We start from the raw sequence: 22,689 nt of genomic DNA, 5'->3' as shown, positions 1-22,689 counted from the left end.
CCGGACATCGCGTCCGGTTTTTTGTTTTAACCCATCAGAGTGATGAACCGCGTGGTGGATTACGATCCAGCAACTCTACGCTGCCATCCTCGTTCTGCTGTTCCAGAATCACATCAAATCCCCACAGACGATGCACATGCTTCAGCACCTCGCGACGGCTCTTATCCAGCGGCATGCGGCTCTGCGGCACATAGCGCAGAGTCAGCGAACGGTCACCGCGCAGATCGACGTTATAGACCTGAATATTCGGTTCGAGATTACTCAGGTTGTACTGCGCAGAGAGCTGCTGGCGAATTGCCCGGTAGCCCGCCTCATCGTGGATCGCGGCGATTTCGAGATAGTTGTTGCGGTCATCATCCAGTACGGTAAACAGACGGAAATCACGCATGACTTTCGGCGACAGGAACTGGCTGATAAAACTCTCATCCTTGAACTCGCGCATCGCAAAATGCAGCGTTTCCAGCCAGTCGGAACCGGCGATATCCGGGAACCAGTAGCGATCCTCCTCGGTCGGCGACTGACAGATACGCTTGATATCCTGCATCATCGCGAACCCTAAAGCATAGGGGTTGATGCCGTTATACCACTGACTGTTATAGGGCGGCTGAAACACGACGTTGGTGTGGCTGTGCAGGAACTCCATCATAAAGCGTTCCGACACTTTGCCTTCATCATAGAGGTGATTGAGGATGGTGTAGTGCCAGAATGTCGCCCAGCCTTCATTCATTACCTGGGTCTGTTTCTGCGGATAGAAATACTGGCTTACCTTGCGCACAATGCGCAGGATCTCACGCTGCCATGACTCCAGCAGCGGGGCGTTTTTCTCCATAAAATAGAGCAGGTTTTCCTGCGGCTCAGAGGGGTAGCGCGCGGCTTCAAAGGTCACGGCCTCTTTCTCACGCCGTGGCAGCGTTCGCCACAGGGTGTTCACCTGACTTTGCAGATACTCCTCACGGCTTTTCTGCCGCGCCTTCTCCTCCTGCAGAGAGATCTTCTGCGGGCGCTTATAGCGATCGACGCCATAATTCATTAAGGCATGGCAGGAGTCGAGCAACCGCTCTACCTCTTCGACGCCATAGCGCTCTTCGCAGTCACTGATATAGTTTTTGGCAAATAACAGGTAATCGACAATCGACCCGGCATCCGTCCAGCTGCGGAACAGATAGTTATTTTTAAAGAAAGAGTTGTGGCCATAGCAGGCATGCGCCATCACCAGCGCCTGCATGGTCATGGTGTTCTCTTCCATCAGGTAGGCGATGCAGGGATTGGAGTTGATGACAATCTCATAGGCCAGACCCTGCTGACCATGCTTATAGCGCTGCTCGGTCTCGATAAACTTTTTGCCGAATGACCAGTGTGAATAGTTGATTGGCATGCCGACGCTGGAGTAGGCATCCATCATCTGTTCAGAGGTAATCACTTCGATTTGGTGCGGGTAGGTATCAAGCCGGTAGAGTTTAGCCACCCGGTCGATCTCGGCTAAGTAGACATCAAGCAGTTCGAATGTCCAGTCTGGTCCGTCATTGAGTCGTTTGCTGTCTCTGATGGCTTCGTCAAAGATTGTCGTCATAGCGCACCTCTTTTTTGCAAACCGGCTGACCCGAAAGACAACCCGTTCTGGTTATTTAAGGCTTCATCCTGAAAAAGGGAACCCGAAAAAAACTGAGCGAACACAACAATGATAGCCCACTGTCGCTTATCCGAAATGCGAACTCAAACGAATTCTTTGGCACAAAATCATTAAGAGTGGTGCGGCAGAGAATTTAACAGCCTTTAATACTGGTCTTATTATAAATTGCGGAATCAAATCCTGTTTATAAGCGGAATGTATGGGGTTGAATGAATCTCCTGCAACAGGCAGATTTAACTGCCTTCGTTGTCATTTATTTCTGTGTTTAAGGATTAAGACGCATAAAGCGCTGAAATTGGCCGTGCGACAAGATTTTAGTTACCTGAAAAGTAAAAAAGATGTGAAATGGATGGTGAAATTCTGTGGTGGTGTCTGCTGTGTAAATCCGCTGACTATCATCAGTTGAACAGTGAATTATGCTTTTACAGGTCGGGTGGGGGAGCTATGCACGTTGTAATTCTTGGAAGTGGTGTGGTCGGGGTGGCAAGTGCCTGGTATCTGGCACGTGCCGGACATCAGGTGACGGTCATTGATCGTCAGCCCGCCGCAGCGATGGAGACCAGTGCAGGGAATGCCGGTCAGATCTCTCCGGGTTATGCCGCACCCTGGGCAGCGCCCGGCGTGCCATTGAAAGCGGTGAAGTGGATGTTTCAGCGCCACGCGCCGCTGGCTATCCGGCTGGATGGCAGTAGTTTTCAGCTGGAGTGGATGTGGCACATGCTGCGCAACTGCGACATCAATCACTATCAGCAGAACAAAAGCCGCATGGTGCGGATTGCTGAATATAGCCGTGACTGTCTGAAAGCGTTGCGCAGTGAAACCGGCATCGCCTATGAGGGCCGTCAGGGCGGGACGCTGCAACTGTTCCGTACCCAGCAGCAGTTCGACAGCGCCAGCAAAGATATTGCGGTGCTGCGCGACGCGGGTGTGCCCTATGAGCTGCTGCAGGCGCATGAACTGTCTCGCGTTGAACCGGCACTGGCGGCAACCCAGCATAAACTCACCGGCGGATTACGCCTGCCCAATGATGAAACCGGCGACTGTCAGCTCTTTACTCAGCGGCTGGCAAAAATGGCCGAAGAGGCGGGCGTGGTCTTCCGTTTTAACACTCCGGTCGACCACCTGTTGCGCGATGGCAATCGCATCTATGGCGTGAAGTGCGGCGATGAGATTATCAAGGCAGACAGCTATGTGGTGGCGTTTGGTTCCTACTCGACCGCGCTGTTAAAAAATGTCATCGATATTCCGGTCTATCCGCTGAAAGGCTATTCACTCACTATTCCGATTAAAAATCCTGACGCCGCACCGGTTTCAACTATTCTGGATGAGACCTACAAAGTGGCTGTGACCCGGTTTGACGATCGTATTCGTGTCGGCGGGATGGCAGAAATTGTTGGTTTTAACACCAAACTCACCGAAGCGCGGCGGGAAACGCTGGAGATGGTGGTCAGTGATCTCTATCCTGAAGGCGGTCATCTCGCGCAGGCGAGTTTCTGGACCGGTCTGCGTCCGATGACGCCAGACGGTACGCCGATTGTGGGCGCCACACCGATCTCTAATCTCTGGCTCAATACCGGTCACGGTACGCTGGGCTGGACGATGGCGTGTGGTTCTGGTCAGTTGCTGGCCGATCTCATCTCCGGTAAAAAGCCGGCCATTGCGGCGGATGACTTAGCGGTGTTCCGCTACTTACCCGGTTTCGCGGCGACCTCATCGCCGCTGCGTAACGCCAACGCAACTCGTTAAGTATTCAGGGAGAGAGAGGATGTCACGTCCGATTGTCGCTACCATCAACCAGCAGGCGTTACGTCATAACCTGACTGTTGTTCGCCAGGCGGCACCCGCCTCCCGCGTCTGGTCAGTGGTGAAAGCTAATGCTTATGGCCATGGCATTGATCGCGTGCGCGAGGCGTTATCTGCCACTGACGGCTTCGCGCTTCTTAATATGGAAGAGGCGATCCAGCTGCGTGAGCAGGGCTGGAAAAAGCCGATTCTGCTGCTGGAAGGTTTCTTCCAGCCAGAGGATCTGCAACTGATTGACCGTTATCGTCTCACCACCAGCGTACACAGTAACTGGCAAATCAACGCGCTGGCCAGTGCCAGACTCGCAGCACCGGTTGATATCTATCTCAAAATGAACAGCGGGATGAACCGACTGGGTTTTCGCCCGGAACAGGTCAACGGTGCATGGCAAAAGCTGCGGGCGCTGAGCACGGTAGGTGAGATGACGCTGATGGCCCATTTTGCCGATGCGGAAAATCCGCAGGGTCTGATTGCGCCACTGCAGCGCGTAGAGCAGGCGGCTGAGGGACTGAACTGTCCGCGATCGCTCTCCAACTCCGCCTGCACCCTGTGGCATCCTGAAGCGCACTTTGACTGGGTCCGTCCCGGCATCATTCTGTATGGCGCGTCGCCCAGCGGTGACTGGCAGGACATTGCAGGCAGTGGCCTGAAGCCAGTGATGACCTTAAGCAGTGAGATTATTGCGGTCCAGCAGCTACAGGCGGGCGATGGAGTGGGTTACGGCTACCGCTATCACGCCAGTGCAGCGCAGCGAATTGGCGTGGTGGCCTGTGGCTACGCGGATGGCTATCCACGGCATGCCCCGACGGGTACGCCCGTCTGTGTCGATGGTGTAATGACTCAGGTGGTTGGTGCGGTTTCGATGGATATGATCACCGTCGACTTGACCCCCTGTCCCCAGGCCGGTATTGGCTCAGCCGTGGAGCTGTGGGGTGAGCAGGTGAAAATCGATCAGGTGGCAAAAGCGGCCGGAACGGTAGGGTACGAGCTGATGTGTGCGCTGGCACCCCGCGTTCCGGTAACCGTTATTTAAGCGCGGTCAGGCTGCCGCGCATCTTTCTGCTGCAGCGCCAGGCGATAAAGGCCAGCGCTGCACCCAGCAGCATCATCAGACTCAGCGACAGCTTCTCCGCCACCGGCAGCGCCACAATGAACAGGCTGCCTGACGCGCCACCGGCCATCTGAATGAATCCCTGCAAGGCGGATGCCACGCCCGCCTGTTGCTGATAGGGCTCCAGCGCATAGCTGGTGGCCGGTCCCACCGTAAAGGCCAGCCCGGCAACTGAAACGGCCACCGGGAACATGTAAAGCGCCCAGTGCGTCTGCATCTCCGCCGGGAAGATCTGCATCCCCGCTACCAGCAGCACCGCGCCCAGCAGCATAGTGAAGAATCCCATCGCCAGGCAGAAAGGGCGACCCGCTTTGCGAATCGCTTTATTGACGAACATGCTGACAAACATGATCCAGAAACCGTTGGCGCCAAAAGCAAAAGAGAACTGGATTGGCGTCAGCCCGCCTTCGGTCATTAATACCTGCGGTGCCAGCGACACGTAGGTCAGCACCATGCCCAGCGCACCGGCATTGGCGAACGCGAACGCCAGAAAGCGCGGCTGACGCAGGATCGCGGCATACTGTTTAATCGGTAATCCTTTCACCCGCAGGGTATCCGCCGGGCGCGTCTCTGGCAGCCAGATAATCACCAGCAGCGTAATCAGCACGCCGTAGGCGCAGAGAAACCAGAAGGGTGCGCGCCAGTCAAAGGCGCTGGCCAGCAAACCGCCCAGCAGCGGAGCCAGGGCCGGGACGATGTTTAATGCGCCATTCAGGAAGCCATATGCACGGGCGGCATCATCACCGCTCAGGCGGTCACGCACGCCGCTAAAGGCCACGACCGCGCTGCAGCAGACGCCACAGCCCTGCACCAGGCGGGCAAGGACGAACAGCGGGAATGAGGTGGCGGTGGCGGCGATGGCACTCCCCGTGATGTAAAGCGCAAGGCCCAGCAGGGCAATCGGCTTACGGCCATAGTTGTCCACCAGCGGGCCGGTCACCAGCTGTCCCAGTCCCATGACCAGCAGAAACAGGGGAATGGTGGTCTGCACCAGATTAACCGGCGTATCCAGCCCTTCTGCGATTTGTGGCAGCGTGGGCAAATAGAGATCGATGCCTAAGGGTGCCAGCAGCACCAGGCTTAATAACAGCAGAGTAAATTTTTGCATAACAACCAGAGGGTAAGCGTTCTGTTAAAAAACGATCGCAGAGGGTAATGATTCAGCGGCAAAAAAGATAGAGGAAGTCGTGCGGAAAGTGCGATGCCTGCTGTAAACAGGCATCGCAGAGGTCTGATTAGTAAGCGCCGTCGCGGCGTAACACCACGCCTGCGGTTTTGAACAGGATCGCGATATCGGTCCAGAGCGCCCAGTTTTTGACATACCAGGAGTCAAAATAGACGCGGGTGTCGTAGTCGATATCGTTACGTCCGCTGACCTGCCACAGACCGGTCATACCCGGCTTGGCCATCAGGTAGTAGTCGACATCACCGGCATAACGCTCCAGCTCAGCTTCAATCACCGGACGCGGGCCAACCAGGCTCATCTCGCCACGAATCACGTTCCACAGCTGCGGCAACTCGTCGAGGCTGGTTTTACGCAGGAAACTACCAATCCGGGTCACGCGCGGGTCATTCTTCAGTTTGAAATCTTTGTCCCACTCAATTCGTGCCTCTTCGCTGGTTGCCAGTAATTTCTCCAGCACCTCTTTGGAATTGGTCACCATGGAACGGAATTTCAGACATTTGAATTTTTTGCCATTCTGGCCCACACGCTCGTGACCATAAATGGCATTGCCGCCATCACGTTTTACCATATAACAGAGCAGGGCGAAGATTGGGCCGAGGAACAGCAGCAACATCGACGCCACCACGATATCAAAGGCGCGCTTCATGAAACGGGAGGAGTGTTTCGCCAGGTTGTTGCTGACACGCAGAATCATCACTTCATGGCTGAAGATAAAGGACATGTCGGTGCCGTAAAGCGGCACGCCGCGCAGCGTCGGGATCACTGAAACTGAACGGCAGTTCATCTTCGACAGGAATTTCAGCCAGCGATCGCGCATCGGCTGCTGCTCATACTCCATAGCCACAATAAACTGCACGTTGTCACGGTCAATGGTCTGCCAGTTGATATCTTTCCAGGTGATCACCGGCACGCCATTCACGCTCTGCTGAGCCGGAACATCATCGACCGAGATAAAGGCCTGTACGTTGTAGCCCAGAATCTCTTCACTCTGCAGCGCCGCGTAAGCTTCGGTGGCGTTTCTGCCGGAGCCAATAATGATGGTCTCTTTCTGCCACTGACCCGCCTTGTGAATGGCACGTTTAACCAGAGCACGCATCAGCGGCAGCAGCAGCAGGGCATAAGTCCAGCTGAAGACCCACACCATGCGGGAGAAATCCCATTTAGAGAAGGCGATCAACGCGAGGTCGAGCAGCGAGAAAACAAATAATGTTTTAATGATCTCTTTCAGCTCAAACCAGAAGGGTTTGCGATAGGTATAGTGACGCAGGCGTACCCAGAACCAGCCGGTACACATGACTGACATAATAAACTGTGCCACAAAACGATATTCAATTTGATGAGGTGGAATAAAGGTATCCAGCTCGCCCCAAATACCCTGTATCGTCGCGGCAGATAAAAACAGTGCGAGGTTAAGTGCAATCAGATCGGAAAAGCTCAGGGCGAATTTCACGATGATATTTTTACGCGTGCCGCTCCACGAGCGGCTCGGGCTATTCATTATCAATGTACTTGCCATAAAACCTGCTCTCTTTCTCAAGTAAAAGATGGCCTGACCAGAATCATGTACGCGCTCAGGGGTGGGCTTCTGAAAAATTAAAAAATAATTTTCAGTCTGTTGCAGTCAGTAAAGCCAGTGCAGCTGCAAAAAAGATAACGGCTAAAGCGTGATAGTACTCACGAAATGTTGCAGCATTGAGAATGAGTATGCAGGAGTTATTTGACAGAGTTAATACGGAAAAAATCTGAAAACATCAAAAGTGATTAAAGTTTTAAATAGCTAACTCATGGTTTTTACTGGATAAAATAAGGCGGGAGTTGGTTATAACCAAACTGTTTAAGACGCTTTTTAGGAATTACCGCCAAATCTTACGACTGGCGGTAGTGATAATGGACTCAGGCAGGTTTTTTTAAAATCCAGCGGTCCTGCTGTTTATCGTAATGACCAATCTGCAGATCCACCGGTTCTCCGTCAATCCATGCCGGGACGCTGGTATCGCGATCCCAGCCATCAAGTTGGGTAATTAAGCCGGGATTGGTGTGACAGGGGATGCTGACGGTGTCGAGGTTCTCACTGTCAAGATCGGCATCAACAATCTCATAACGACCAATTTTAACCACGTGTCCCATTCATTTCTCCCGTTTTTGCTGGCATAGACTTTTAAGCTTAGCGTATCGACAGAAAATAACGTGGCTGAATGATTAGGATTATTCCTTCTCTTCAGCCGGACGGACACCAATCTTCACAATACGGTTATCCTCTTTCTCCGCGACGGTCCACGTCAGCTGATTCCACTCAACCTGATCGCCAACCACCGGCGCGCCGCCCAGCATACTCAGCACCAGTTGTCCCAGCGACTGCTGATCGTTGGTGTTCTCATCCAGTTCCAGTCCGTAAATCTGCGCAATATCGCGCAGGCGAGCTTCAGCATCCAGAATAAAGTCACCAAAGAAACGCTGGTCGAGGGAAACCGGCGGCGACTGGCTGAACATCTTACCCAGCGCCGGCAGATCGCGCTCACGGCCAATCACGCAGATGACGTCGTTCTCCCTGAGACGCGTCCCATCATTCGGATGCATCAGCACATTGTCACGGAACAGGGCGGCGATGCGGGTCTCACGCGGCATCTGCAGGTCACGCAGTGCGGCACCGATGCACCACTTGTCAGCGCTGAGCTGGTAGACAAACTGCTCCCACGGATTTTCGGGGTGGATATCCAGACCGATACGGCTGATAGGCGATGCGGTAGGCGGCACCACCACTTTGGCTTTTTTCGCTGCAAAGCCCAGCGAGGTGCCCTGCAACATCAGGGAGACCAGCACCACAAAGAAGGCGATATTAAAATAGAGCGACGCGTTTTCTAATCCGGCCATCATCGGGAAGACCGCAAGGATAATCGGCACCGCGCCGCGTAAACCGACCCAACTGATAAAGACGCGTTCGCGGGTGGTAAAACTGCGAAACGGCAGCAGACCAATAAACACCGACAGAGGGCGCGCCACCAGAATCAGCCACAGTGAGAGGATCATCGCCGGAACTGCGATATGCCACAAATCAGACGGGGTTACCAGCAGTCCCAGCACGATGAACATGCCAATCTGACTCAGCCACGCCATGCCGTCAAAGGTCTGCAGAATGCCGTGACGGTTGCGAATCGGCCTGTTGCCCAGTAAAAAGCCGCACAGATAGACCGCCAGGATGCCGCTGCCCTCTAATACTGTGGTCAGGGCGAACACCAGAATGCCGCCACTCAACGCCAGCAGCGGATAGAGCCCACCGGCCAGACTGATACGGTTAATCAGCTGCTGCAGCGCCCAGCCGCCGCCCAGGCCCAGCACGATACCCAGACCAAACTGCTGCACCAGATGCACCAGGAACATCCAGTCAAGGCCGCTGCGGCCCTGCTCGATCATTTCAATCAGCGTAATGGTCAGGAACACCGCCATCGGATCGTTACTGCCCGATTCAATCTCCAGCGTGGAGCTGACGCGCTCATTCAGGCCTTTGTCACCCAGCAGGGAGAAGACGGCGGCGGCATCCGTGGAGCCGATGATCGCGCCAATCAGGAAGCCCTGCATCATATCCAGGTTAAACAACCAGGCGGCGACCACACCGGTTAAGCCTGCGGTAATCATGACCCCGACGGTCGCCAGCGACAGCGCTGGCCCCAGGGCAACTTTAAATGAGCTGGCTTTGGTCCGCATGCCGCCATCCAGCAGGATAATCGCCAGCGCCAGGTTCGAGATTAAGTAAGCCGCCGGATAGTTATCAAAGGCGATGCCGCCGATACCATCAACCCCGGTCAGCATGCCCAGGGCAAGGAAGATCACCAGAATGGGGATGCCCAGTCTGGATGAGAAAGAGCTGAGCAGAATGCTCGATGCGACCAGCACGGAACCGATGATAAACAGACTGTAGACAATAGTGTGGTTCAAACCCGATCTCCTGAGATATGACAGTGCGGTGCAGCGACTGGTGACAAATATCCATGCTATCTCTGAAAGATAATGTTTTATCAAGGAGTTGTCATTGTGAAAATGATCATTATACGAATTGCTTAACAGCGTATGGAATCAGATTAATGTGAAGAATGAGGGGGTTGGCAGGCAAGCGGTAGAAAACAGACTGTTTTAGCAGGTTATTCGGAAGATAAAAAAAGCCGGCGATGAGCCGGCTTAGTGCATCAGGCTTCCGTTGCCTGTTTATGGAACAGCGATCGGAACACCGGGTAGATATCTTCCGGCTCACGAATGTGTTCGATAGCAAAGTTATCGAACGTCGACTGCAGATGCTCATACTCTCGCCACAGCGTCTGATGTGCACGGCGGGTAATCTCGATATAACTGTAATAACGCACCACTGGCAGAATATGCTTCGCCAGGATCTCGTGACAGAGCGGTGAATCGTCGGCCCAGTTATCGCCATCCGACGCCTGCGCAGCATAGATGTTCCACTGCGCCGGGTCATAGCGCTCTTTCACCACCTCATCCATGAGTTTCAGTGCACTCGAAACGATGGTGCCACCGGTCTCCTGGGAGTAGAAGAACTCCTGTTCATCCACCTCTTTGGCCTGCGTGTGATGACGAATGTAAACCACATCAACATTCTTGTAGGTGCGGCTCAGGAACAGGTAAAGCAGGATATAGAAGCGTTTCGCCATATCCTTGGTGGCCTGATCCATGGATCCGGATACATCCATCAGACAGAACATCACTGCCTGGCTGGAAGGCTCCGGCCGTTTCTCAAAGTTTTTGTAGCGCAGGTCGAAGGTGTCGATAAAAGGCACCCGTTCGATACGCGCCCGCAACTCGGCGATCTCTTTGCGCAGCCGCTCCTCCTCCAGAAGCTGAGCCGGTTCAGAGTTCTCAATCTCCAGCAGCGTTTCTTCCAGTTCGTGCAGCATCCGGCGTTTACCCGCCGTCATCGCCGTACGACGCGCCAGCGAGTTCTGCAACGAACGTACGACGCTGATATTGGCAGGCACACCGTTGGAGGTGAAGCCGGCACGGTGGGTCTTATACTCATTCAACTGACGATGCTGGTTCCGGCGCAGGTTAGGCAGGGCGAGATCTTCAAACAGCAGGTCCAGATACTCATCTTTCGATATCTGAAAGACAAATTCATCCTGACCTTCACCATCCTGACTGGCATTGCCCTGGCCACTGCCGCCGCCACCGCCACCCTGCGGGCGCTCGACCCGGTCATTCTGCACAAAATGATCGTTGCCCGGATGGACCCGATGGCGGTTGCCGCCGCGTCCCTGATGGAAAATTGGCTCATTGATGTCGTCAATCGGGATAGAGACAGACTCACCGCTGCTTACATCGGTCACCGAGCGTTTATTGATGGCCTCGGAGATCGACTGCTTAATTTGCGACTTATAACGGCGCAAGAAGCGCTGGCGGTTTACCGCGCTCTTGTTTTTGCCGTTGAGTCGGCGATCGATGAAATAGGCCATGGTATTCCCCCAAACTACATTGTAAGCAGGCCGGGCGAACCCGACCTTGTCAGACCGGTATCACTTACCGGCAAGCTTACAGACTCTTATCAGGACGATTTACGCACACGCAAATACCATTCACACAGCAGGCGAACCTGTTTGCGGGTATAGCCTTTTTCCATCATGCGATCGACAAAATCATCATGCTTTTTCTGCTCATCGGTAGAGGTCTTGGTATTAAACGAAATCACCGGCAGCAACTCTTCCGTATTTGAGAACATTTTCTTCTCGATCACGGTGCGTAATTTCTCGTAACTGGTCCAGTTCGGGTTGCGACCGTTATTGTGTGCCCTGGCGCGCAGCACGAAGTTGACGATCTCATTACGGAAATCTTTCGGGTTACTGATGCCAGCGGGTTTCTCGATTTTCTCCAGTTCCGCGTTGAGCGATTCACGATCAAACAGCTGTCCGGTATCGGGATCGCGATACTCCTGATCCTGAATCCAGAAGTCGGCATAGGTCACATAGCGGTCAAAGATGTTCTGACCATATTCAGAGTAAGATTCCAGATAGGCGGTCTGAATCTCTTTGCCGATAAACTCAGCATATTTGGGGATCAGATAGCCTTTGAGGTGCTCAAGGTATTTCTCAGCCTGATCCTGCGGGAACTGTTCGCGCTCAATCTGCTGCTCCAGCACGTAGAACAGATGCACCGGGTTGGCCGCCACTTCGGCGTGGTCAAAGTTAAATACCCGCGACAGAATCTTAAAGGCAAAGCGGGTTGAAAGGCCGTTCATCCCCTCATCCACACCGGCGTAATCATGATACTCCTGCCATGACTTCGCCTTAGGGTCGGTATCTTTCAGGCTTTCACCATCGTAGACCCGCATTTTGGAATAGATGCTGGAGTTATCCGGATCCTTGAGACGTGACAGGATAGAGAAGCGTGCCAGCGTTTCCAGCGTACCCGGTGCGCAGGGCGAGGTCGCCAGCTCACTGTGATTAAGTAACTTGTCGTAGATTTTGATCTCTTCAGAGACCCGCAGGCAGTAGGGCACCTTGACGATATAGACACGGTCAAGGAACGCCTCATTATTCTTGTTATTACGGAACGTCACCCACTCTGATTCGTTGGAGTGCGCCAGAATAATGCCGTTAAACGGCAGCGCCGAAATCCCCTCGGTGCCGTTGTAGTTCCCTTCCTGCGTCGCCGTCAGTAAGGGGTGCAGCACCTTGATAGGCGCTTTGAACATCTCAACGAATTCCATGATGCCCTGGTTCGCACGGCAGAGTGCGCCGGAGTAACCGTAAGCATCAGGATCGTTTTGCGCGTGGTTTTCCAGTTTACGGATATCCACTTTACCGACCAGCGCAGAGATATCCTGGTTGTTCTCATCACCCGGTTCAGTTTTGGCAATCGCCAGCTGTTCCAGGATTGACGGCCAGACTTTCACCACTTTGAAACGCGAGATATCGCCGCCAAAGTCGTGCAGTCGCTTAGCGGCCCACGGCGACATGATCGTGCCGAGATAACGGCGCGGCACGCCATACTCTTTTTCGAGAATATGCGCATCTTCCTGCGGGTTAAACAGGCAGAGAGGGTGGTCATTAACCGGGCTGCGTTCCCCGTCGGCGCTCAGTACATAGATGGGTACCCGCTGCATCAGCGACTTAAGCCGTTCCGCCAGTGAGGATTTACCGCCACCTACCGGCCCCAGTAAATAGAGGATCTGTTTCTTCTCTTCCAGTCCCTGAGCGGCATGTTTCAGGTAGGAGACGATCTGTTCAATCGCTTCCTCCATGCCGTAAAACTCCTCGAACGCCGGATAGCGTCCCATCACACGGTTGGAGAATATTCTGGAAAGGCGTGGCTCCTGAGCAGTATCGACCATTACCGGCTCTCCGATAGCCATTAACAGTCGCTCTGCAGCGTTGGCGTATGCACTGCGATCCTGCTTACAGATAGCAAGAAATTCCTGCAGTGTGAACTCTTCGTCCTTGGCAGCTTCATAACGCTGACGATAGTGATCGAATATATTCATAGCGATGCCCGTCCTTTCGTTTTTAGCACAGGTAAGGAGCGTAATTAGAGGCTTATAGCAGCTCCCGGAAGATATTCTCTGTTGAGTACAGCAACCCTTATGCCAACCTGATCTTTCTTATCGGGATACACAACTTTTATGGTTACTCTGCTCGTACAAAATGTCTGCTGTTACTTCTAACTGTAGATGGCTTCTAGGAAATTTCCTCCACGGGTTTGGGTTAATGAGGGGAAGATCAACTGTACAGGGGTCTGTTGTGAGATGCGTTCTTATGGGTGATGCTTTAACTTAACGTGTTTTTAACCTTTAATGCCACTTTCATCGATCAGTCACTTAAAGGATTTCGATATAAGTTAATCCAGCCGTGAAAAAACGTTAGACTTCCTGTTTGATTGTTATATTTGTGGAATGAATAAATTGTGAACCAATTCAAATTTAAGACGCTTGTTGCACTTCTGCCCTGTTATTTACTGGCCACGCACGCGAATGCCGCACCGCTTTCCATTGGCGCATCGGTCATCTATGCCGATTCACCTTATCGCGGCGGCCAGGACCGGTATATCCCGCTTCCGGTTATCAATTACGAGGGTGAAGACTTCTGGTTCCGCAGCCTGCAGGGCGGCTACTACCTGTGGAAAGATCCTCAGAACCAGCTGTCACTGACGCTGCTGGGTTCACCACAGGAGTACAAACCCAGCGACAATGACCTGGGCGACATGAAAGGGCTGGATAAACGCCGCATGACGCTGATGGGGGGCGCAACCTATCGTCACACCGCTGACTGGGGGATTGTCCGTACCTCATTGCTGGGGGATGTGCTCAATAACAGCAACGGGATGATCTGGGACCTGACATACCTCTATCGCTTCCAGATGGGTGACTTCAGCCTGACGCCGGGCATCGGGGCCACATGGAACAGCGCCAATCAAAACCGTTATTACTATGGGGTATCCGGGCATGAAAGCGCCCGTACCGGCATCAGCCGTTACAACCCGGATGACAGCTGGTCACCTTATGTGGAACTGAGCGCCAGCTATCAGATTGCGCCGCAGTGGAATGCCAGCGTTATGGGGCGTTATATCCGTTTCGACAGCGAAATCAAAGACAGCCCGATGATTGATAAAAGCGGGCAGGCGTTAATCTGGACGGGTGTCAGCTATACCTTCTGATAACGCACCAAAAGAGGGCATTTATTGCCCTCTGTTCTTTTACAGGGCCTCAGAATGGGGCGGGAGAGCAGAATGCGTAACACGATTAACTTTGCCGGTTTTGGCGATCTGCCGGTGATCGGTCAGGGCACCTGGTATATGGGTGAAAACCCGGCGCAGCGGGCTGATGAAGTCGCTGCATTGCAGGCGGGTCTTGAGTGCGGCTTACAGCTTATCGATACTGCAGAAATGTATGCAGATGGCGGAGCTGAAGAGGTGGTCGGACAGGCACTGCTGGGCCGTCGCGACCGGGCGCTGCTGGTCTCCAAAGTTTATCCGTGGAATGCGGGCGAAGTGGATGCCATTGCAGCCTGTGAGCGCAGCCTGCGCCGTCTGCAAACCGATTATCTCGATCTCTACCTGTTGCACTGGCGCGGCAATATTCCGCTGGAAGAGACACTGCGCGCCATGGAACGCCTGCAGCAGCAGGGCAAAATTCGGCACTGGGGCGTATCGAATTTTGACACCGATGATATGGCCGAACTGTGGGATGAAGAGAAGGGCGAGGCCTGCGCGACCAATCAGGTGCTCTATCATCTGGCTTCACGCGGCATTGAATTTGATCTGCTGCCGGCATGTCAGCAGCGTGGCGTACCGGTCATGGCCTACTGTCCGCTGGCCCAGGCCGGACGGCTACGTGACTCACTCTTCACCGATCCGCAGCTGACTCAGATTGCACAGCAGAAGGGCATCAGCGTGGCGCAATTACTGCTGGCCTGGGTGATTCGTCAGCCAGGGGTGATTGCCATTCCTAAAGCCAGTTCAGTGGCCCACGTTCAGGAAAATGCGGCGGCGCTGGAGGTGAAACTGACCGATGAGGATTTGCAGCTCATCGATCGCGCCTGGCCAGCGCCACAGCATAAGTTACCGCTGGATATTGTTTAGCCGTTAACGTTATCGCTGGCTGCGGCTTTCTTTTTGAGGCGGAACGTCGTGGCCAGTCGTGCTGGCTTTTCACCCGCGCTGCGTAACGGTTTGCTGATACGCGCCGTCTCCACACAGACCATGGTCTTATAGCCCTCATTCGCCATATCCGTCATGCTGCAGGAGAGTTCCACACCCGGATTCCACGTGACAACGTCACTATGATGATGGTGGTACACCTCGATCTGCCGCTCGCCCGCAGTATCATTAATTACTGAGCAATCTTCTGCTGCGGTAAAGATACGGTCGATGCGTCCTGGATAACGCTGTTTGCCGTCGCTGCTGGCCACCTCGCCGTTATTCACTTTGTCGATATAGCTATTGCCCAGACCCGAGACTTCCACACCGTTGATGTCGCTGACGGTAAAGTAGCTGTGCAGAGCCGCCGTCGCTTCAAAGTCACCATAGGCTTCCAGCTCAATCTCACAATGCTGGCCCAGCCGGAAGCGGGCAATCAGGGTGAATTCATGCGGCCAGAGCTTCAGCGTCTGGGCGTTGCTCTCCAGCACCAGCGTCAGCATGACGCCCTCTTCATTTTCATCATGCGCCGTGAGTTTCCACGGCTGAACCCGCGCAAAGCCGTGTGCCGGTTCGCCCGCCGGGCCGAACCACGGCCAGCAGATCGGTACACCGCCACGAATCGCCTTACCCGGTGCAAAGAGACTCTTATCACTCAGCCAGAGTACCGGCTTTTCGCCGCTGGGTTGCCAGGCGATGAGGTGCGCGCCCTGAAGCGTAATGGCTGCCCGCACTTTAGGGTGACTCACCACAATGGCGGGGAGTTCACCTATCTGGCGCTGGGTGAGGTAAGGGGAGATCTGCGTGACCACCGGCAGAGAAAACAGTTTATCTTGCATGTTCGATTCCTTCCTGTGCGGATCAAAAAAAGGGCGACCGAAGTCGCCCTTATTCTCAATGATGTCTGGCTGCCTTATTTAGCAGAAACCAGTGCAATCAGGTCGAGAACTTTGTTTGAGTAGCCAGTTTCGTTGTCGTACCAGGAAACCAGTTTCACAAAGTTGTCGTTCAGCGCGATACCGGCTTTAGCGTCAAACACTGAAGTCAGGATTTCGCCGTTGAAGTCGGTAGAAACCACGTCATCTTCAACGTAGCCCAGAACGTCTTTCATCTCACCTTCTGCAGCCGCTTTAATTGCAGCACAGATTTCTTTGTAAGAAGCCGCTTTTTCCAGACGCACGGTCAGGTCAACAACGGAAACGTTAGGGGTTGGTACGCGGAATGCCATACCGGTCAGTTTGCCGTTCAGCTCTGGCAGAACTTTACCAACGGCTTTAGCTGCGCCAGTTGATGAAGGAATGATGTTCTGCGATGCGCCGCGGCCGCCGCGCCAGTCTTTATGAGACGGGCCATCAACGGTTTTCTGAGTAGCAGTGGTGGCGTGAACGGTCGTCATCAGACCTTCAACGATGCCAAATTTGTCGTTGATCACTTTTGCCAGCGGTGCCAGGCAGTTAGTGGTACAGGATGCGTTAGACACGATATCCTGGCCATCATATTTGTCGAAGTTTGCACCACGAACAAACATTGGGGTGTCATCTTTAGATGGACCGGTCAGAACGACTTTCTTAGCACCTGCGGTGATGTGTTTACGCGCGGTTTCGTCGGTCAGGAAGATACCGGTTGCTTCAGCAACAACGTCAACGCCTACTTCATCCCACTTCAGGTTGGCCGGATCACGTTCAGCGGTAACACGGATTTTTTTACCGTTAACCACCAGTGCGCCATCCTGAACTTCTACTGTGCCGTCGAAACGACCGTGAGTAGAGTCATACTTCAGCATGTACGCCATGTAATCCGCGTCCAGCAGGTCGTTGATAGCAACGATTTCGATGTCAGAACGCTTTTGAGCAGCACGGAAAACGATGCGACCGATACGGCCGAAACCGTTGATACCTACTTTGATAGTCATATATTCCACCAGCTATTGGTTAGTGAATAAAAGGTTGCCTGTAAAATTACAAAAACCTTACCAGGCGTCAAGCGGAATCGTGTCAATTGTTGCGACAAATCAATTCGCCTGAGAGGAATTATTCGATGCGCAACCGCTTGCGCGCCGCCAATGATATCGCGCTTCGTTGAATCAATCGCCGAATATATAGGGATGCTCCGGATAAAAGGTGATCGATGTCACAAATCCGCTTAGCAGAGAGCAGGCTGAAAGGGTGAGCACAAAAAAAGACCCGGGTTATGTTGATCATTTGTTAGAATAATAGTCTGAATTTTTCAGAATGGCACTGCCCGGAATCCTAAAATGGCTAAAGACACCGCACCCGAAGCAAAAATTGCACAGTTGACTGAAATGCAACGCTACGTCACTCAGCAACGCGGAACGGAACCGCCTTACAGCGGCGCATTGCTGCACAACAAGCAGGAAGGGATCTACCACTGTCTGATCTGTGAAGCGCCACTTTTTCTCTCTGAGACGAAGTATGACTCTGGCTGTGGCTGGCCCAGTTTCTATCAGCCGGTCAGTGATGATGCAATTCGCTATATTGAAGATGATTCACACGGCATGCAGCGTATTGAGATCCGCTGTGGCAGTTGCGATGCGCACCTGGGACATGTCTTCCCTGACGGCCCGCAGCCGACTGGCGAACGCTATTGTGTTAACTCCGCCTCGCTGAATTTTACCGACGAGCAGGGCGAACAGACCAAAGGGTAATGGCGATGAAGGAACAGCTTGAAGCAATGCTTGCATCGATGACGCCTGAAGTCTATCAGCGTCTTGCCACGGCGGTTGAGATTGGTAAATGGCCGGATGGCGTGGCACTGACCCAGGAGCAGCGCGACAATTGCCTGCAGCTGGTCATGATGTGGCAGGCGCGGCACAACGACGCGCCGCAGCACATGACCATCGGCAAAGGTGGCGAAATGGTGATGAAGTCGAAAAAAGAGCTCAAAGAAGAGTTTGGAATTGACCCTGACGTGACCCGCATCCATCTGCATTAAAAAAAAGCTGGCGTCATGCCAGCTCCATTTTAAATCAGAATCGCGCCCTGAGCGGTCATCTGGGCAAAGGCAATTTCGCTGTCCTCGGGATTCAGATTGACGCCCCGGCAGCCCTCTTTAACCACCTCAACGTGATAACCCAGCTCCAGCGCATCCAGCACGCTATATTTTACGCAGTAATCCGTCGCCAGCCCCAGCATCACCAGATGGGTGATCCCACGCTCACGCAGCCAGCTGTCCAGCTCGGTCTTACGGCGATGGCCATTGTCAAAAAAGGCGCTATAGCTGTCGACATCCTGATCCTGGCCCTTATGGAACGTCGCATCGAACAGTGAGCGATCGAGACCCGGATGAAAATCAGCGCCAGTTGAGCCCTGAATGCCGTGATCGGGCCACCAGATCTGGGCCAGACCATTTAGCTCGCCCAGCGTGTAAACCGGCTCGCCGGAAACCGAGGCAAAACTGCCGTGATTGGCCGGATGCCAGTCCTGCAGCGCCAGTACGCATTCACCGTTTTCACGGAACAGTCGCGCATAACGATTCGCCACCTCGACCGTATGGTCGCCCTCATGGACTGCCATCGGGCCGCCGGGGCAAAAATCGTTCTGAATATCAATAATGATGAGTGCCCGCTTCATTACATATCGCTCCGTTTCAGTCTTCAGTCAGTTCGCCGCGCAAATTCTGCTGCATTCTGGCTCGGATTTGATCGGCCGAAAGATCCTGGCTGAGTAAAAAGTGTAGCTTTGTCAGCGCCGCTTCCACGGTGAGGTCAAATCCGCTGATGACACCAGCATGTTCCAGCGCATTGCCGGTAGCGTATCCGCCCATATTCACTTTGCCGGAAATACACTGGGTGAGATTTACCACCACGATGCCACGCTCGCTGGCCTGCTGCAATTCTGCCAGAAATTCCTTGTTCTGCGGTGCATTACCCACACCATAGGAGCGCAGGATCAATGCTTTGACTGGCTGACGCAGAAAGTTACGAACAACGTCGGCTGAAATGCCGGGATAGATGGTGACCACGCCAATGGGCTGAGGCGTAATGGTGTGAACCTTCAGTTCGCCCTGACCGGCTGGGGCTGGCGGTGTATTGAGGCGACGAATATGAATGCCCGCTTCCAGCAGCGCAGAGAGGTTGGGCGAAGCAAAGGCGTTGAAGCCGTCTGCATGTGCCTTGGTGGTCCGGTTACCGCGATAGAGCGTGTTATTGAAAAACAGCGACACTTCGCTGATCGGATAGTTGGCCGCCACATAGAGCGAATTTAAGAGATTCTGCTGACCATCTGAACGTAATTCCGCTAACGGAATCTGCGAGCCCGTGACGATAACCGGCTTGGCCAGATTTTCCAGCATAAAGGAGAGTGCTGAGGCGGTAAATGCCATGGTGTCGGTGCCATGCAGGATCACAAAACCATCATAGCGATCGTAGTTCTGACGGATATCTTCTGCGATAGACTGCCAGTCCTGCGGGGTCATGTCGGAAGAGTCGATCAGCGGCTGATACTCATGAATGGTGAAATCAGGCATCTCAGGGCGGTGGAACTCCGGCATGTTAGCCAGCTGTTGCTGCAGGTGTCCGGAGACGGGAATATAACCCTGCGCCGAACGCTGCATACCGATCGTCCCGCCAGTGTAGGCTACGTAGATGTTTTTCTTTTGCATTAGAGAACTCAGACTCGCCATAAAACGCGCAGTATAAGGGGAATAGCGGGGAAAAGCAGCCCGACCAGCGGCCGGGCTGCGAGGTTTATCGCACTTCGCCGCAGTTCAGGCAGAATGCATAACGGTTCTGAGGATCGTTCTGCTTGTCGAACAGACCAGGCTGGGCTTTCATAGCACTCATCACATCCAGCATCGGTGCTGGTAGCCAGGCTTTCAGCGTATCAGGCAGGACCGCCTGCACCGACGCGTTCATCTGGCTCAGCATCATATCCAGGAAGCTTGGGTCATCCTGATACCAGCTCAGCTGCGGATTACTGACTTTCGCCAGCTCGCCCGCCTTCTTCACGGCATCATCGAAGTCACCCAGTGCATCAACCAGACCATTGGCTTTCGCATCGCTGCCGGTCCAGACGTGGCCCTGAGCAATGGCATCAATCTGCTCTGGCGTTTTATGACGTGACTTCGCCACCAGACCGACAAAGTTGCGGTAGCCATTTTCGATGGTCAGCTGCATCAGCTGCTGAACTTCTGTTGGCAGCGCTTTGGTGGTCGAGATATCCGCCAGCGGTGAGGTCGCAACACCGTCGGTGTGCACGCCAATACTGTCCAGGCTGTTCTCCAGCGTATTGATCACGCCGAAGATGCCAATCGAGCCAGTCAGCGTGCTGGGATTCGCCACAATGTAGCTGGCAGGCGTTGAGATCCAGTAACCGCCGGACGCCGCCATGCCTCCCATCGAGACCACAATCGGCTTACCGGCCGCCTGCGCTGCCGCCAGCTCTTCACGAATCGCTTCCGAGGCGGTGACGCTGCCACCCGGGCTGTTCACCCGCAGAATAATCGCTTTGATTTTCGGATCGAGACGCGCATCGCGGATCTGTGCCGCCGTCGTGTCGCCACCGACGTTGCCCGGCGTCTCTTCACCATCCATGATGGCACCGCTGGCCATGACTACCGCGATGTTGCCATCCTGCTGCGTGGAGGTGGTTTTCACGCTGTAGTCATAGATGCTGACGCTACGGTAATCGTTGCTCTGCTTATCCAGACCAAAGGTTTTTACCAGCTCCTGATCGGCTGCCGCACGTGAACCCAGGGCATCGACCAGCTTGTTATCCAGCGCATATTGCGCGGTATCGCCTTTCACGGCGTTTAATCCGGCAATAATCGCAGCAGCACCGGGGAAGAGTTGCTCCGGCGTAATCTGGCGGTTCGCTGCCACGGTGTTCAGGTAGTTCTGCCACAGCTGACCGACCCAGCGGCTGTCTGCATCCCGTGCGGCAGGGGACATGTCGTCACGCAGGAACGGCTCAACCGCTGATTTGTAGGTCCCGACACGGAAGACGTGGGAGGTGACTTTCAGCTTCTCCAGCAGGGTTTTGTAATAGAGTCCGTTGGTGGCGAAACCATGCAGATCTACGGTGCCCTGTGGCGACAGATAGATTTTGGTGGCGTAGCTGGCAAGGTAATACTGCGCCTGGCTGTAGCTGTCGCCGAGTGCATAAATCGGCTTGCCGCTGTCGCGGAATTCGCGCAGCGCTTTACCCACATATTGCAGTGAAGGCTGATCGCCACCGGCAAATTCGCGTAAATCGAGCACCATGCCTTTAATGTTGCTGTCATCTTTTGCCTGACGAATAGCGTCGACCACATCAAACAGCGAATTTTCCTGTAAGCGGTCACTGCTGGCACCCAGCAGCTGGCGGCCAATTTTGCTCAGACGATTGCTTACCGACGGTTTATCCACCAGCACGCCGCTGAGATCCACTTTCAGTGCGCCTTGCTGAATCGGCGCTGAACTGCCGCCCGACCCGCTGACCTGCAGCCAGATCCCTACACCCACCACAATCAACAAAATCAGGAAAATATTCAGAATAAATTCCCTGATAAAATTCAGTACCCGCCAGCTCCAGCGGAACAGACCTGCAATTATTCGCCACAATGTGCGCATCAGACTCTCCATAAATATGTAGCAGGAAGTGGCCGCCGCGCGGACCAGACTTCCCCGACGAGCTCATCCTAAAGAGCGGCGTGTTAAAAGTCAGCAGGAAATCACTGCGCACTGTTACAAAAAATCTGCCTGTGCCAGGATAACTGCAACATTACAGAGATCGGGAGAGAAACATGGACGCACTGGAGTTACTGGTCAACCGACGTTCGGCCTCACGCCTGACTGAGCCGGCACCTGCGGGTGACGCACTGGAAAATATCCTGCGGGCTGGTATGCGCGCCCCGGATCACGGCACGCTGCAACCCTGGCGCTTTATCATTGTGGAAAATGAGGGGCGCGACCGTCTGAGCCAGCTGCTGGAGCAGGCAGCACGCGATAAACAGCTGGATGAAAAGGCGATTAACAAAGCGAGCCAGTCACCTTTTCGGGCACCGATGATCATTACGGTGGTGGCACATTGTGAAGCGCACCACAAAGTGCCGCGCTGGGAGCAGATCGCCTCGGCAAGCTGTGCAGTGATGGCCATGCAGATGGCGGCCGTCGCTCAGGGTTACAACGGTATCTGGCGCAGTGGTCCCTGGACCGATGACGAGCAGGTACGCCAGGGGTTTGGCTGCCGCGAACAGGATGCCATCGTCGGCTTTCTCTATCTGGGCACCCCGCAACTGAAATCCAGCACCACGGTGCTCCCACCTGACACGGCGCCTTTCGTCCGTTACTTCTGACTACAATGCTTGTCCGGTTCCGGCAGGGTGCATTTC

Annotated in this window: 19 protein-coding genes; 7 read left to right on the top strand and 12 right to left on the bottom strand. The window is 54.0% G+C overall.

Annotated elements, in window-relative coordinates; all coding sequences use genetic code 11:
* Window positions 1–34 precede the first annotated feature (34 nt).
* Window positions 35–1,570 (bottom strand): SpoVR family protein, encoded by a 1,536-nt coding sequence (locus tag GVJ63_RS04630; RefSeq protein ID WP_159226476.1) that lies wholly within the window; start codon window positions 1,568–1,570, stop codon window positions 35–37.
* Window positions 1,571–2,074: 504 nt separating this feature from the next.
* Here GVJ63_RS04630 and GVJ63_RS04625 point away from each other — a divergent pair.
* A complete protein-coding gene (locus GVJ63_RS04625; RefSeq protein ID WP_010260588.1) occupies window positions 2,075–3,376 on the top strand; it encodes a D-amino acid dehydrogenase in 1,302 nt (433 codons plus the stop codon).
* 19 nt (window positions 3,377–3,395) lie between these two features.
* The gene (dadX, locus tag GVJ63_RS04620; protein WP_010670275.1) at window positions 3,396–4,466 is read left to right on the top strand and encodes a catabolic alanine racemase DadX; all 1,071 of its coding nucleotides are present in this window, start codon (window positions 3,396–3,398) and stop codon (window positions 4,464–4,466) included.
* Here the strand turns inward: dadX and GVJ63_RS04615 are convergent.
* The 6 genes from GVJ63_RS04615 to yeaG all read right to left on the bottom strand — a co-directional run bounded on the left by GVJ63_RS04615 (window position 4,459) and on the right by yeaG (window position 13,210).
* Complete coding sequence (locus tag GVJ63_RS04615) at window positions 4,459–5,652, bottom strand: multidrug effflux MFS transporter (protein ID WP_159226475.1); 1,194 nt, start codon at window positions 5,650–5,652, stop codon at window positions 4,459–4,461. The two genes, dadX and GVJ63_RS04615, sit on opposite strands and share 8 nt — an antisense overlap.
* A 127-nt stretch (window positions 5,653–5,779) precedes the next feature.
* A complete protein-coding gene (gene wbaP / locus GVJ63_RS04610) occupies window positions 5,780–7,246 on the bottom strand; it encodes an undecaprenyl-phosphate galactose phosphotransferase WbaP (RefSeq protein WP_029519111.1) in 1,467 nt (488 codons plus the stop codon).
* A 377-nt stretch (window positions 7,247–7,623) separates the two neighbouring features.
* Entirely contained in the window at window positions 7,624–7,857 is a 234-nt protein-coding gene (locus tag GVJ63_RS04605) for a DUF1480 family protein (protein ID WP_010260598.1), read from the bottom strand.
* Window positions 7,858–7,935: 78 nt separating this feature from the next.
* Complete coding sequence (locus GVJ63_RS04600) at window positions 7,936–9,663, bottom strand: potassium/proton antiporter (RefSeq protein WP_010670274.1); 1,728 nt, start codon at window positions 9,661–9,663, stop codon at window positions 7,936–7,938.
* Between the two features lie 248 nt (window positions 9,664–9,911).
* Complete coding sequence (locus tag GVJ63_RS04595; RefSeq protein WP_010260603.1) at window positions 9,912–11,186, bottom strand: YeaH/YhbH family protein; 1,275 nt, start codon at window positions 11,184–11,186, stop codon at window positions 9,912–9,914.
* An 89-nt stretch (window positions 11,187–11,275) separates the two neighbouring features.
* Window positions 11,276–13,210 carry a protein kinase YeaG gene (yeaG, locus tag GVJ63_RS04590; protein WP_010260606.1) on the bottom strand — a complete coding sequence of 645 codons (1,935 nt, stop codon included), beginning with the start codon at window positions 13,208–13,210 and terminating at the stop codon, window positions 11,276–11,278.
* A 419-nt stretch (window positions 13,211–13,629) separates the two neighbouring features.
* On the opposite strand from yeaG, the gene GVJ63_RS04585 reads away from it, so the two are divergent.
* Together GVJ63_RS04585 and GVJ63_RS04580 are read left to right on the top strand one after the other, a co-directional pair.
* Window positions 13,630–14,379: a MipA/OmpV family protein gene (locus tag GVJ63_RS04585; protein WP_010260609.1), complete on the top strand. Its 750-nt coding sequence runs from the start codon at window positions 13,630–13,632 to the stop codon at window positions 14,377–14,379.
* A 72-nt stretch (window positions 14,380–14,451) separates the two neighbouring features.
* A complete protein-coding gene (locus tag GVJ63_RS04580) occupies window positions 14,452–15,303 on the top strand; it encodes an aldo/keto reductase (RefSeq protein ID WP_159226474.1) in 852 nt (283 codons plus the stop codon).
* On the opposite strand, the gene GVJ63_RS04575 is transcribed toward GVJ63_RS04580, so the two are convergent.
* Together GVJ63_RS04575 and gapA are read right to left on the bottom strand one after the other, a co-directional pair.
* The gene (locus GVJ63_RS04575; RefSeq protein ID WP_045140301.1) at window positions 15,300–16,199 is read right to left on the bottom strand and encodes a D-hexose-6-phosphate mutarotase; all 900 of its coding nucleotides are present in this window, start codon (window positions 16,197–16,199) and stop codon (window positions 15,300–15,302) included. The two genes, GVJ63_RS04580 and GVJ63_RS04575, sit on opposite strands and share 4 nt — an antisense overlap.
* A 74-nt stretch (window positions 16,200–16,273) precedes the next feature.
* Window positions 16,274–17,272: a glyceraldehyde-3-phosphate dehydrogenase gene (gene gapA, locus GVJ63_RS04570; RefSeq protein WP_003852747.1), complete on the bottom strand. Its 999-nt coding sequence runs from the start codon at window positions 17,270–17,272 to the stop codon at window positions 16,274–16,276.
* A 342-nt stretch (window positions 17,273–17,614) separates the two neighbouring features.
* Here gapA and msrB point away from each other — a divergent pair, with 342 nt between their 5' ends.
* Window positions 17,615–18,025, top strand: a complete 411-nt coding sequence (msrB, locus tag GVJ63_RS04565) for a peptide-methionine (R)-S-oxide reductase MsrB (RefSeq protein WP_010670269.1) — start codon at window positions 17,615–17,617, stop codon at window positions 18,023–18,025.
* A gap of 5 nt (window positions 18,026–18,030) precedes the next feature.
* Window positions 18,031–18,312, top strand: a complete 282-nt coding sequence (locus GVJ63_RS04560) for a YeaC family protein (protein ID WP_003852750.1) — start codon at window positions 18,031–18,033, stop codon at window positions 18,310–18,312.
* A 29-nt stretch (window positions 18,313–18,341) separates the two neighbouring features.
* Here the strand turns inward: GVJ63_RS04560 and pncA are convergent, their stop codons facing one another.
* The 3 genes from pncA to sppA form a co-directional block, all read right to left on the bottom strand.
* Window positions 18,342–18,950 (bottom strand): bifunctional nicotinamidase/pyrazinamidase, encoded by a 609-nt coding sequence (pncA, locus tag GVJ63_RS04555; protein ID WP_010670268.1) that lies wholly within the window; start codon window positions 18,948–18,950, stop codon window positions 18,342–18,344.
* 16 nt (window positions 18,951–18,966) lie between these two features.
* On the bottom strand, window positions 18,967–19,980 hold the full coding sequence (gene ansA, locus GVJ63_RS04550; RefSeq protein WP_010260629.1) for an asparaginase: 1,014 nt from the start codon (window positions 19,978–19,980) through the stop codon (window positions 18,967–18,969).
* Between the two features lie 85 nt (window positions 19,981–20,065).
* Entirely contained in the window at window positions 20,066–21,928 is a 1,863-nt protein-coding gene (gene sppA / locus GVJ63_RS04545) for a signal peptide peptidase SppA (RefSeq protein WP_010260631.1), read from the bottom strand.
* A gap of 173 nt (window positions 21,929–22,101) precedes the next feature.
* On the opposite strand from sppA, the gene GVJ63_RS04540 reads away from it, so the two are divergent.
* Window positions 22,102–22,653: an NAD(P)H nitroreductase gene (locus GVJ63_RS04540; protein ID WP_010260634.1), complete on the top strand. Its 552-nt coding sequence runs from the start codon at window positions 22,102–22,104 to the stop codon at window positions 22,651–22,653.
* Window positions 22,654–22,689 lie beyond the last annotated feature (36 nt).

It is taken from the genome of Pantoea sp. 18059, from assembly GCF_902706165.1.
GTDB classification, from domain to species: domain Bacteria; phylum Pseudomonadota; class Gammaproteobacteria; order Enterobacterales; family Enterobacteriaceae; genus Pantoea; species Pantoea agglomerans.
Note: the sequence above shows the minus strand (reverse complement) of the source record. Positions and strands in the feature narration are given on the sequence as shown.